Origin of the sequence: Bradyrhizobium sp. AUGA SZCCT0283, assembly GCF_018130385.1 — a bacterium.
Lineage (GTDB): Bacteria > Pseudomonadota > Alphaproteobacteria > Rhizobiales > Xanthobacteraceae > Bradyrhizobium.
On the sequence record NZ_JAFCLU010000008.1, the window covers coordinates 221,417 to 233,681 of the forward strand.

11 protein-coding genes and 1 pseudogene are annotated in these 12,265 nt (G+C 62.7%); 8 read left to right on the forward strand and 4 right to left on the reverse strand.

The annotated features are described in order from the left end of the window. The first annotated feature begins 12 nt into the window (after positions 1 to 12). A complete protein-coding gene (locus JQ624_RS14095) occupies positions 13 to 213 on the forward strand; it encodes a hypothetical protein (protein WP_212419483.1) in 201 nt (66 codons plus the stop codon). Between the two features lie 16 nt (positions 214 to 229). Here JQ624_RS14095 and JQ624_RS14100 read toward each other — a convergent pair whose 3' ends face one another. The 4 genes from JQ624_RS14100 to JQ624_RS14115 form a co-directional block, all read right to left on the reverse strand. Next, positions 230 to 484: a hypothetical protein gene (locus JQ624_RS14100; protein ID WP_212419484.1), complete on the reverse strand. Its 255-nt coding sequence runs from the start codon at positions 482 to 484 to the stop codon at positions 230 to 232. A gap of 68 nt (positions 485 to 552) precedes the next feature. Next, the gene (locus tag JQ624_RS14105) at positions 553 to 1,002 is read right to left on the reverse strand and encodes a GNAT family N-acetyltransferase (RefSeq protein ID WP_212419485.1); all 450 of its coding nucleotides are present in this window, start codon (positions 1,000 to 1,002) and stop codon (positions 553 to 555) included. After that, entirely contained in the window at positions 1,002 to 2,030 is a 1,029-nt protein-coding gene (locus tag JQ624_RS14110; protein ID WP_212419486.1) for a peptidoglycan -binding protein, read from the reverse strand. The genes JQ624_RS14105 and JQ624_RS14110 overlap by 1 nt, the downstream gene beginning before the upstream one ends. A 174-nt stretch (positions 2,031 to 2,204) precedes the next feature. After that, positions 2,205 to 3,200, reverse strand: a complete 996-nt coding sequence (locus tag JQ624_RS14115) for a flagellar motor protein MotA (RefSeq protein ID WP_212419487.1) — start codon at positions 3,198 to 3,200, stop codon at positions 2,205 to 2,207. Between the two features lie 175 nt (positions 3,201 to 3,375). Here JQ624_RS14115 and JQ624_RS14120 point away from each other — a divergent pair, with 175 nt between their 5' ends. From JQ624_RS14120 to JQ624_RS14150, 7 genes and pseudogenes are all read left to right on the forward strand, one after another. Beyond that, positions 3,376 to 4,182, forward strand: coding sequence for a DUF1295 domain-containing protein (locus tag JQ624_RS14120; protein WP_212419488.1), 807 nt, complete (start codon positions 3,376 to 3,378; stop codon positions 4,180 to 4,182). Positions 4,183 to 4,297: 115 nt separating this feature from the next. Then, complete coding sequence (locus JQ624_RS14125; protein WP_212419489.1) at positions 4,298 to 5,326, forward strand: cyclopropane-fatty-acyl-phospholipid synthase family protein; 1,029 nt, start codon at positions 4,298 to 4,300, stop codon at positions 5,324 to 5,326. 328 nt (positions 5,327 to 5,654) lie between these two features. Then, entirely contained in the window at positions 5,655 to 6,860 is a 1,206-nt protein-coding gene (locus JQ624_RS14130; protein ID WP_212419490.1) for an efflux RND transporter periplasmic adaptor subunit, read from the forward strand. 9 nt (positions 6,861 to 6,869) lie between these two features. After that, on the forward strand, positions 6,870 to 10,025 hold the full coding sequence (locus JQ624_RS14135) for a multidrug efflux RND transporter permease subunit (protein ID WP_212419491.1): 3,156 nt from the start codon (positions 6,870 to 6,872) through the stop codon (positions 10,023 to 10,025). Between the two features lie 1,097 nt (positions 10,026 to 11,122). Beyond that, positions 11,123 to 11,380, forward strand: coding sequence for a hypothetical protein (locus JQ624_RS14140; protein WP_212419492.1), 258 nt, complete (start codon positions 11,123 to 11,125; stop codon positions 11,378 to 11,380). Between the two features lie 110 nt (positions 11,381 to 11,490). Next, positions 11,491 to 11,673 carry a hypothetical protein gene (locus JQ624_RS14145; protein WP_212419493.1) on the forward strand — a complete coding sequence of 61 codons (183 nt, stop codon included), beginning with the start codon at positions 11,491 to 11,493 and terminating at the stop codon, positions 11,671 to 11,673. Between the two features lie 296 nt (positions 11,674 to 11,969). After that, positions 11,970 to 12,111: pseudogene (locus tag JQ624_RS14150) on the forward strand (transposase); the annotation flags it as partial. Positions 12,112 to 12,265: the final 154 nt, after the last annotated feature.

A 12,265-nucleotide genomic window follows, 5' to 3' on the forward strand; every position in this document is an offset into this window, starting at 1 on the left:
CAGGAGAGGGGCATGCCTTACCGCCGCGCAGGTTTTGCGCTGACGCCGCCGTCGCTCGTGATATTCCTGATTTCGCTGGTGCTGGCGGTTATCGCCTTTCTCGTTCATTATGCTCACGTTTCCGTCCCGATCGTCAGTTCGTCGCGGGTCTTCGACGTCCTGGCCATCGCCTATGTTGCATTGATGGTTGGCGTGCTGTTTCGCGGTGTGTGACGCTGCCCACGAGCGGCTAACGATCCTCGCGGCATTTTGGCGATAGTATCGGCACGTTCGACCACGGCCAGTTTTTCCAGGAGCCGTCTTTCCCGACGCATGCCGCCGACGATGTGGTCGGTGCCGAGGCTTCGGTGCCATCGCTCGACGTCGCTTTTTTGTCCGTCTCGGCAGCAGCGAGGTGCCGATCCAGATAGGCCTCTGACAGCAATCCGGCAACGATCACCACCAGGAACGTCGCCGAGCCCTTGGCAAATTCGGCCCGCGTCATCGCTTCGTCTCCGCTGTTGAGTTGCGCAATCGGCTTACCGCACCCACTCGTCAGGCCTGTGATGACAGTCACGGTCTCCAGGTCATTCTCAAGACCGGACGCCCCGATGTCGGATTGACGTCCTCCCCGGCATGCCCAAAGCCGTTGCGCTCGTAAAAGCGGATGGCGCGGGCGTTGTCCTTGTTGACCAGCAGGGTAACGCCGCCGGGCGACAGGCGTTTCGCTTCATCGACCAATGCGGTGGCGAGTTTCGAGCCCCAGTGATTGGGGCCGACCACGAGCTGGTCGAGATAGCCTGATCCGTCGATGGTCACGAACCCGATCAGCGCGTCCGCGTGTTCGGCGACGATGATCGAAGCATTCGGCACCAGCTCGTTGCGCCAACGCTCGCGCCACCACGGCACGCGGGCGGTGAAATCGATTGCGGGGTAGGCCTGCTGCCACGTCAGCCGCCACAGCTCGATCGCAGCGTCTTCGTCCTCAGCGCGATAGGGACGGAGCGTGAAATCCGCGGCCACTACCGTTCCGTCAGCTTCAGTTCGATACGGCGGTTGCGCTTGTAGGCTTCTTCGGTGGGGGCGGTGTCGAGCGGCTGGAATTCGGCAAAACCGGCGGCGACCAGCCGCTGCGCGGGGACGCCGAGGAAAACCAGATACTGCACCACGGAGATGGCGCGCGCCGACGACAATTCCCAGTTCGACTTGAACAGCGGCGAGTTGATCGGCCGCATGTCGGTGTGGCCGTCGACCCGCAGCACCCAGCCGATCTCGCTCGGAATCTGCTTGTCCAGATCGATCAGCGCGGTGGCGAGCTTGTCGAGTTCGGCGCGGCCCTCGGGCAGCAGCAATGCCTGACCGGTGTCAAAAAATACTTCCGACTGAAAGACAAAGCGGTCGCCGACGATCCGGATGTCGGGGCGATTACCCAGAATGGCGCGCAGGCGGCCAAAGAACTCCGAACGGTAGCGCGACAATTCCTGCACGCGCTGCGCCAGCGCGACGTTCAGGCGCTGGCCGAGATCGGCAATCCGCCCCTGCGATTCCTTGTCGCGTTTTTCAGAGGCCTCCAGCGCTTCCTCGAGCGCCGCGAGCTGGCGGCGCAGCGCGCTGATCTGCTGGTTCAGCACCTCGATCTGGGCGAGCGCGCGCGAGGACACCGTCTTTTCGGATTCGAGCGCCTTGTTGAGCTCGTTGGCGCGGCCCTGGGCGTCGCCACCGGCGCCGGCCAGCCCCTCGTAAAGCCCCTTGATGCGATCGCGCTCGCTTTCGGCAGCGGCGAGGCCGGCGCGCAATTGTCCGATCTGGTCATCGAGCGAGATCTTGCCGAGCTTCTCCAGCGACAGCAGGTCGTTGAGCTGCGCGATCTTGGCGTTGAGCTGCTCCAGCGCCTTGTCCTTGCCGGTGACCTCCTGCGACAGGAAGAACTGCACCACCAGAAACACCGACAGCAGAAACACGATCGACAGCACCAGTGTCGACAGTGCGTCGACGAACCCCGGCCAGTAGTTGAAACCGGATTCGCTGCGGCGTGCACGGGCGAGGGCCATTGCTTGTCTCCACTATCGTGTCCCGGACGCGGTGCAGCGTGAAACGCTGCTCCGCAGAGCCGGGACCTGCTCGCGATGGGTCCCGGCCCTGCGTCGCATCACCATAGCGCGTCGAAGACGCGCGTAAACGCGCTTATGCGTGCTGCGCCGCGTCCGGGACATGAACATTGCCCTTCAGCTCTTCTCGGGCTGTTTGGCGATCCGCTCCAGCAGCTTCTTGATCTCGCGGTTTTGCTCGCCCTGGCCGTCGGCCCATTCGCGGATCATCTGCTGCTCGGTGCGCATATGCGCGACCAGGCCCTGGATGGCTTCGGCGAGGTTGGCCATCGCCGCCGTGGTGTTGCGGCTGCCGCCGCTCTCTTCAACCACCGCGCGCATCCGTTCCATCGCATGTTGCAATTCGCCGCCGATGCCGGATCCGCCATCGCCATATTCGCGCACGGTGGAGGCGAGCCAGTCCTCCAGGTCGGTGTAGAAGCGGTTCTGCGCCTGGCTCGACTGCAGGTCGAGAAAACCCAGGATCAGGGAGCCGGCGAGGCCGAACAGCGAGGACGAGAACGAAATGCCCATGCCGCCGAGCGGCGCGGCCAGCCCCTCTTTCAGGGTGTCGAACAGCGAGCCGGCATCACCACCGACCTTCAAGCCTTCGATCACCTTGCCGACGGAGCCTACGGTTTCGATCAGGCCCCAGAAGGTGCCGAGCAGGCCGAGAAAGACCAGCAGGCCCGTCATGTAGCGGGAAATATCGCGGGCTTCGTCCAGCCGCGTCGCGATCGAATCCAGCAAATGCCGCATGGTCTGCTGCGAGATCGTCATCCGCCCGGAGCGCTCGCCGCCGAGAATCGCCGCCATCGGCGCCAGCAGGGTCGGCCGCCGCGCGAGCGCCAGCCCGGGATCGGCGATACGGAAATTGTTGACCCAGGCCACTTCCGGATAGAGCCGGATCACCTGCCGGAACGACAGGATGATGCCGATCAGAAGCACCGCGCCGATCAGGGCGTTGAGGCCGGGATTGGCAAAGAACGCCGCGATGATCTGCTTGTAGAGCACGACCGTGACCAGCGTGCACAGCACCAGGAACACCAGCATCCGCACCAGGAAAATCCGGGGCGAGGACAGTTTGCTCAGTTCGATTTCCATTTCGGAGCGGGAGGAAGGGCCTGAGGGCATTTGCGGGTGTCATCCGTTACGAAAAGCCGCGCTGGGGAACCAATATGGCACAGCGGGCTGGAGAAAAAAGCTGGGAAGCCGCGATTTCGGGCAGACGATGGTGGAACCTCTTCCCGAAACCCGGCTTTGACATCAGCGTATTTTGGATCGTTTCGATGTCCAACCGGGATTTTTCATGACGGCCTTATATCTCAAGGCGCTGGCGGCCATTGCCGCGTCGCTTGCGGTCCTGATGGCGGGCGCCTGGCTGGTGCAGCAGCGGACCGGCAATTCCGGCTGGGTCGATACGATCTGGACCTTTTCGCTCGGCCTGGTCGGCGTCGGAAGCGCCTTGTGGCCGCTCGAGGGGGCCACGCCCAATGCCCGGCAATGGCTGGTGGCGGCGTTGGTCGCGATCTGGTCGCTGCGGCTCGGGGTTCACATTGCGATCCGCAGCGCAGGGATATCAGACGATCCCCGTTATGCGGACTTCGCCAGGGAATGGGGGACCGATTCTCCGCGGAGGATGTTCATCTTTCTCCAGAATCAGGGGCTCGGATCGATCCCGCTGGCATTCGCCATCTTTGTCGCCGCCCACGTGCCCGGCGACGGGTTGCGGCCGGCGGACTATCTGGGCGGGCTGATCCTGTTGACCGGCATTGTGGGCGAGGCGCTGGCGGATACGCAACTCAGGGCGTTCCGAACCGATCCCGCCAACAAGGGCAGGGTTTGCGACGTCGGGCTGTGGCGCTGGTCGCGCCATCCCAATTATTTCTTCGAATGGTTCGGGTGGCTGGCCTATCCCGTCATCGGCATTTCGTCCGGCGACCCGCTTACCTATCCGTGGGGTTTCGCTGCCCTGCTGGGCCCGGTCTTCATGTACTGGATCCTGGTCTACGTGACCGGGATCCCGCCGCTGGAACAGCAGATGCTGCGCTCGCGCGGCGATCGCTATCTCGACTACCAATCGCGCACCAGCCCGTTCTTTCCGTGGCCGCCGTAAGCATGATCCCGACCCGGAGGGCCGCGTTAGCGCAAAGTGGTGGCCGGTTTTCGCTCGCGACAAACGCGGAACGCGTTTGCGCGGAGATCATGCTCAAAATGAAGGGAGTGGTCGCATGAGCTTCGCCTCCACCATCATCGGCACCGCCGAACGGGTGCCGTTGCCCGATGTCATCATCCGCGCCGCAATTCACCGGCTATGCTCGCGCACCGCCACACGGCTCGCCACCGGGAACACGGAAAGCGATGCCTGGTTCGCCGACGAAATGGTGGCGCGCGCCGTTGCCGGATATACCGGCGAGGCCAACGCCCGGCGCTACGAAGTGCCGGCGGCGTTCTTCGCCCATGTGCTCGGTCCCAACCGCAAATATTCCTCGTGCTTCTACAAGGAGCCGGCCTCGACATTGCGGGAGGCCGAAGAAGAGGCGTTGCGCCAGACCGTCGAGCATGCCGATCTGGATGACGGGCAATCGATCCTCGAACTCGGCTGCGGCTGGGGTTCGCTGTCGCTTTGGATGGCGCGGCAATTCCCGCATTCGCTGGTGACAGCGGTCTCCAACTCGAACGCGCAGCGCGAATACGTCGAGGGTGAAGCCGCGCAGCGCGGCCTGGCCAATCTGCGCGTCCTCACGCAGGACATGAACGTGTTCGCGCCCGAAGTGCAGTTCGACCGTGTCGTCTCCGTCGAGATGTTCGAGCACATGATGAACTGGCGCGAATTGATGACCCGCGTGGGCGAGTGGTTGAAGCCCAATGGCCGCTTCTTCCTGCATATCTTCACCCATCGCTCCGGCGCTTATCTGTTCAACCGCGCCGATGGCGAGGACTGGATCGCGCAACATTTCTTCACCGGCGGCGTGATGCCGAGCCATCATCTGATCCGGCAATATGCCGATCTGTTCGAGGTCGAAAAGGAATGGCGCTGGAGCGGCGTGCATTATCAGCGCACCGCGCAGGATTGGCTGGACAACTTCGACACGCATCGCGACGAAATCGAGCGCGTGCTTCGCAAGGTCCATGGCGGCGAGACGGCGTTGTGGATGCGGCGCTGGCGCTGGTTCCTGCTCGCCACCGCAGGCCTGTTCGGTTACGCCGGCGGCAGCGAGTGGGGCGTCAGTCATTATCGGCTGAAGGCGGCCTGTTAACGAAGCATTTAATGATTCGTGGGCCTTGCCTCACAAGATTACTGTTTGCCGCTTTCTCGTGCAGCGAAACGATACGTTTTTGACCATTGGTCTTAATCCCTTTTTCCGAGCCCGGAATGGAACCGACTCACAATCCAGTGAGTCCTGAAAAGGCATTGTTAGATCAGCGCGATAGCTTTGTGTGACATTGAGCCGCCACGAAAGCGTATTGCATCGCAGCAGGCTCGCCCTATCCTGTATCCATCAACCGTGAGTTCCCAAAGTCTCCTACGACAACGTCGCGAGTGCTCAATTCGCGCTTCAACTTTGAACTGGGGCAATGCTTTCAATGTCCGGACTACAAACGCGATCGGCATGCATCGTTTTGATGTTGGCTGCGATGGCGCCGCTTTTGGCTGGCTGCAACGAACCGATAGCTGCGTCAGCGGCAGCAAAACCGACCGAACCCGAGGTCGGCACCTTCACCGTCAGACCTCAGGCCCGCGCAATTATCCGCGAACTGCCCGGCCGAATCGCACCGACACGCGTCTCCGATGTCCGTGCGCGCGTCTCCGGTATCGTCGTCGAACGCTTGTTCCAGCAAGGCACCGAAGTGAAGGCCGGCGATCCGCTCTACCGGATCGACCCGAAGCCGTTCGAAGTGGAGTTGCAGGCCAGCGAAGCCGCCCTCGACAAGGCGATGGCCGCGCTCGATCTCGCCAGCCAGCATGCGCGGCGCATCGCAACGCTGACCAGCCAGCGCGCGGCGCCCGAGGCCGAGAACGAAAAGGCGATCGCGGCCCAGCGCCAAGCCGACGCCGAGGTCGGCAGCCGCAAGGCCGACGTCGCGCGCGCCAGGCTGAACCTTGATTATGCAACGATCCGCGCGCCGATCAGCGGCGTCGTCGGCGCCGCGCTGGTGAGCGAGGGCGCGCTGGTGGTGCAGAACGAGACCACCAGTCTCGCCACGATCCAGCAACTCGACCCGATCTACGCCGACTTCACCCAATCGGTCTCGGAGATGAACAAGCTGCGCCGTGCGTTTGACAGCGGCGATCTCGACCGGATTGCGCCCGACGCGGCCAAGGTCCGCCTCGTGCTCGACGACGGCACGGTCTATCCGGTTTCCGGCAAGCTGCTGTTTTCCGAAGCCAAGGTGGATGCCTATACGGGACAGGTCACGCTGCGCGGACAGTTTCCGAATCCGAATCGCGAGCTGCTGCCGGGCATGTATGTCCGCGTCCTGATCGAACAGGGCATCGATTCCGACGCCATCGCGGTGCCGCAGCAGGCGATCCAGCGCGATGCCGGCGGCGGCAGCGAGGTCTTCGTGGTCAAGGACGACGGCCGCGTGGCCACGCAGCCGGTCCGCACCGGCGCGGTGCAGGACGGCGTCTGGCTGGTGAGCGAAGGTCTCAAGGACGGTGATCGCGTCATCGTCGACGGATTCCAGAAATTCGTGCCTGGCGACAAGGTCAAGGCGAAGGCGTGGATCGATGCCGATGCCTCGGTTGGTACCATACCGGGCGCACCGGCGACGCAAGCCGCCCGCTGAGATCGGGATATGCCCAGCTTCTTCATTGACAGGCCGATCTTCGCCTGGGTGGTTGCGCTTTTCATCTGCCTGATCGGCGCGATCTCGATTCCGCTGCTGGCGGTCGCGCAGTATCCGATCATCGCGCCGCCCTCGATTTCGATCTCGACCAGCTATCCCGGCGCGTCGCCGGAAAATCTCTACAACAGCGTCACGCGGCTGATCGAGGAGGAACTCAACGGCGCCTCCGGCATCCTCAATTTCGAATCCACCTCAGACTCGCTGGGGCAGGTCGAAATAACAGCCAACTTCGTGCCCGGCACTGAGACCGGCGCGGCCTCGGTCGAAGTGCAGAACCGCCTCAAGCGCGTCGAGGCGCGGCTGCCGCGCGCCGTGATCCAGCAGGGCATCCTGGTCGAGGAAGCCTCTTCCGCCGTGCTGCAGATCATTACGCTGAACTCGACCGACGGCTCGCTCGACGAAATCGGCCTCGGCGATTTCATGATCCGCAACGTGCTCGGTGAAATCCGGCGCATTCCCGGCGTCGGCCGCGCCACGCTTTATTCCACCGAACGTTCTTTGCGGATCTGGATCGATCCCGCAAAACTCGTCGGCTACGGTCTCACCGCCGACGACGTCAACAAGGCGATAACAGCACAGAACGCGCAGGTGGCCTCGGGCAGCATCGGCGCCGAGCCGAGCACGCCGGAACAGAAGATTTCCGCATTGGTGTTGGTCAAGGGCCAGCTCGCCTCGCCCGATGAATTCGGCGCCATCACGCTGCGCGCCAATCCGGATGGATCGACCGTGCGGCTGCGCGATGTCGCCCGCATCGAGATCGGCGGCCTGAGCTATCAGTTCAACACGCGGCTCAACGGCAAGCCGACCGCGGGCCTTTCGGTGCTGCTGTCGCCGACCGGCAACGCGCTGGCGACCGCCAGCGCCGTCGAAGCCAAGATGAAAGAACTGTCAAAATTCTTTCCGGCCAATATCGGTTACGAAATCCCCTACAACATCACCCCCGTCGTCAAGGCCTCGATCAACAAGGTGCTGATGACGCTGGTCGAGGCGGTGGTGCTGGTGTTCATCGTGATGTTCCTGTTCCTGCAGAACATCCGCTACACCATCATCCCGACCATCGTGGTGCCGGTGGCGCTGCTCGGTACCTGCGCGGTGCTGATGGCGGCCGGCTATTCCATCAACATGCTGACGATGTTCGGCATGGTGCTGGCCGTGGGCATCCTCGTCGACGACGCCATCGTCGTGGTCGAGAACGTCGAGCGCATCATGGCGGAGGAGGGCCTGCCGCCGAAGGAAGCGACCCGCAAGGCGATGTCGCAGATCACGAGCGCCATCATCGGCATCACGCTGGTGCTGATGGCGGTGTTCGTGCCGATGGCGTTCTTCCCGGGATCGGTCGGCATCATCTACCGCCAGTTCTCGGTCACCATGGTCTCGGCCATCGCCTTCTCCGCGCTGCTGGCGCTGTCGCTGACGCCGGCGCTGTGCGCGACGCTGCTGAAGCCGGTCGAAGCCGGCCATGGCCATGCCAGCAAGGGCGTGTTCGGCTGGTTCAACCGCGTGCTGGATTCCAGCCGCGGCAGCTATACGCGCACCGTAAAAGGTTCGTTGAAGCGCACCGGGCGCTTGATGCTGATCTACGCCGCGCTGTTGATCGGGCTCGGCTGGGGATTCGTCCGGCTGCCCGGCGGCTTCCTGCCGGTCGACGACCAGGGCTTTATCACCACCGACGTGCAGACGCCATCCGACTCCTCCTATGCCCGCACCGAGGCCGCGGTCGAGCAGGTCGAAAAATATCTCCGCGACCGCGCCGGCGTCGAGGACGTGACGTTCCTGACCGGCTTCAGCTTCCTCGGCCAGGGCGTGAACACCGCGCAGGCCTTCATCACGCTGAAGGACTGGTCGGAGCGGGGCCGGCAGGATTCTGCGGCTGCGATTGTCGCCGACATCAACCGCGATCTATCTTCGTCGATCCGCGACGCCAAAATTTCGGCGCTGCAGCCGCCGCCGATCGACAATCTCGGCAATTCCAGCGGCTTCTCGTTCCGCCTGCAGGATCGCGGCCAGAAGGGCTATCCGGCGCTGGTTGCCGCCGCCGATCGGCTGATCGCGGAAGCCAATGCCAGCCCTGTGCTGCAGAAGGTCTATGTCGAGGGACTGCCGCCGGCGCCGCAGGTCAATCTGATGATCGACCGCGAAAAGGCCGGCGCGTTCGGCGTCACCTTCGAGGATATCAACCAGACCATCTCGACCAATCTCGGCTCGAACTACATCAACGACTTCCCGAATCGGGGACGGATGCAACGCGTGATCGTGCAGGCCGACCGGGCCAGCCGCATGAACGCCGACGACATCCTCAATTACAACGTCAAGAACAGCCGCGGGCAATTGGTGCCGTTCTCTGCCTTCGCCACGGTGCAGTGGTCGAAGGGCCCGACCCAGATCGCCGGCTTCAACTACTATCCCGCCGTGCGCATCTCCGGCGAAGCCAAGCCTGGCTTCACCTCCGGCGATGCCATCGCCGAGATGGAGCGGCTCGCGGGCAAGCTGCCGCGCGGCTTTGGTTACGAATGGACCGGTCAGTCGCTGCAGGAAAAGCTGTCCGGCTCGCAGGCGCCGTTCCTGCTCGGCCTCTCGGTGCTGGTGGTGTTTTTGCTGCTCGCCGCGCTCTACGAGAGCTGGACTATTCCGCTCGCGGTATTGCTGACAGTGCCGCTCGGCATTTGCGGCGCGGTGATCGCCGCCACGCTGCGCGGCCTGCCGAACGACGTCTATTTCACCGTCGGCCTGATCACCATCATCGGCCTGGCGGCAAAAGACGCCATCCTCATTATCGAATTCGCCAAGGATCTGCGCGCGCAAGGCAAGCCGCTGGTCGAGGCCACGATCGAAGCGTGCTCACTACGCTTCCGCCCGATCCTGATGACGGGCCTCGCCTTCGTCTGCGGCGTGCTGCCGATGGCGATTGCGACCGGCGCCGGCGGCGCCAGCCAGCAGGCGCTCGGCACCAGCGTCATGGGCGGCATGATCGCGGTGGTGATCCTGGCGCTGCTGATGGTGCCGGTGTTCTTCGTCTCGGTGCAGCGCGTGCTGGCGGGGGACCGGGAGAAGGTGGAGGCGACCGCGGGAGTCGAGGTGGTCGGCCCGCCGGCGCCAGTGAAGTGATAGACGTTGTCATGCTCAGTGACTTCGCGACGCCAGGGCTTCGCCGGGATTTGCGGTCTCGGGCCGTCGAGAAGCCTTGGCGCAGGCTGGAGGCCGATGCATCCAGTCCATGAACCGATAAATTTGCCGGGCTGACGCCGCGCCAGAGTCCGCTATGCCCCGATGCCCGACGTGCTGCTGCATAGCAGCGAAACGACGCTATGTGCCATAGGCGGACATGAACCATCCCTGCGTGGCATCCGCTGATGGCTCAGATTCCTTGCTGAGGCGGCAAGGACGAATGAACAAGCCAGTGCGATGGCCTAATCTGGGCTCGTTGTTCAGCGCGCATTAAAACTGGCGCGAGGCGTACTTGTATCAGAATCTTGATGGAAACCGCCTAAGCGCTTTGCGCGTGAAGCAGACGCCGCGCGTGAACTATTGCAAGGCGCAACAATGGCGGCGAGATCACGACCTCGCAGGTACATCATTTTTCGGGTCAACCCGCCGTGCCGTGCGATCCAAGCGCGCACAGAAGCTGGATAGGTCTCCATTAGATCTTGCGTCCCGGATGCGCTGACGACGCGTTTGCCGGACTCGTCGAACATCCATGCGGCATGGAATCCAAGCACCGCATTAGGGGTGGCGCAGATTCGATCGCTCGGTACGAGTCCAAGCACCATTGTACAGGCCGAAACGCAAGTGCCGCTAATGACAACGGGCTCGCCGGAGTCGCGCACCTGTCGGAAGCGCGTCGTGTAGTCCCGCATCTTACCGCCGATGTCGTCGCTGATAATGATGGTCGCGGAAGCCGAAGTAGCGGTTAGCGCCGTCAATAGAACGGCAGAAATTAGGCACACTCGCATTACCTTCTCCGCGGCGTGATCAATCCTGCGCCACGCGCCGCAAATCGCATGCCAACCTGGTGCGCTTTCGAGCGATCAATTAAGTCGCTGATTTGAAAGCAGTTTCCGTTGGAGGATGGCGATGCTCGGCGGCTCACGTCGGCGCAGCATCGCTGGAGCCTAAAAAAGGGGCATTCTCGTCGCCATGTTGATCAATATCAATGCGACGAAGCCCTGGCGGTGGCAGCCTCTAACAAATGTCGGAGGAAACCTATGACAATCAAATACATCCTTGCCATCGCGCTCATCACGCCTGTGCTGACTGTATCCAGCATGGCTCAACAGTACCAAGGCGGTCCGAAGTCGAGTTTCATGCCTACGCGGCAAATCAGCAGCGGAGGCGATATCTACGCGCAGGGAGACATCTACCCGCGGGGAGTCGCCGCGAAGAAGTCCTCCGCCGGTGGCGGTAGTCATCACTACAGCGGCGGACCGAGGAGCGATCCCCATCACATGGGGCCGAAGCCGTAATTCTCGGAGGCGTTACCTAGTCTCGCGACCCTGCAATGGGTCGGGTGTTTAGGGATAGCCCGCAAGGGCGAGCTACGAAGAACTCACGTCAACAACAGCCAGGATCTTTCATGGCATTCGTGCAGTTCACGCAACCGGACGATCAGCCGATCGTCATCAACACGGATAGGATCGTGACCGCCACACCACTGCTCGACGGACAAGGCACGCGCATCACCTTTAACAACGGTGGCCATCAGGACGTGAAGCAACTCATCGCTGATGTCCTGCGGCAGTTGAACATAAGCGCGTAGGCTCAGGACATCGCCGCTTGCGCGATCCCGTTCCGCCGATCAAGTGAGATCGTGCACTTTCTTGAGTGCTGCCTAATGTCGCAGATGGGTCAATCGCTACACGGGCGACCCAGCGGCAAGTCCGGCCATGCCGGCAATGGCTCCGAAAGCGGAAGTAAATTCAGAGCAATTAGCGGCTCCGCTAGAGGCCGGTGCGGATTGATGGCGCTCCCCTTCACGTCATTCAAGTTTCGAAACCGGAGCCTCGAATCATCCGCGGCGAATTCGGCGAACATGAGTGGACCGCCATTAGGCCGATGTTGCCGAACAAGCCGCGCGGCGTTCGGCGGGTAGATGACCGCCGCGTGCTCGATCGCATCGTTTGGGTCCTGCGTTCAGGTGCGCCATGGCGCGACCTGTGGTCCCCGCACGACTTGTTACAATCGCTTCGTTCGGTGGATGATGGTCTTGTCTCGCTGATTTGCCCGACGTGTCAAATGTCTACTTCGGCACTCGACGAGTGCCGGCTACTGTGCATGGGGTTGTTTTCAATATTTTTGCTGGGAGCGCCGAGGCTCCTCCGTGTCCTTCCGCCGCCTCCGGAAGGCTGCAT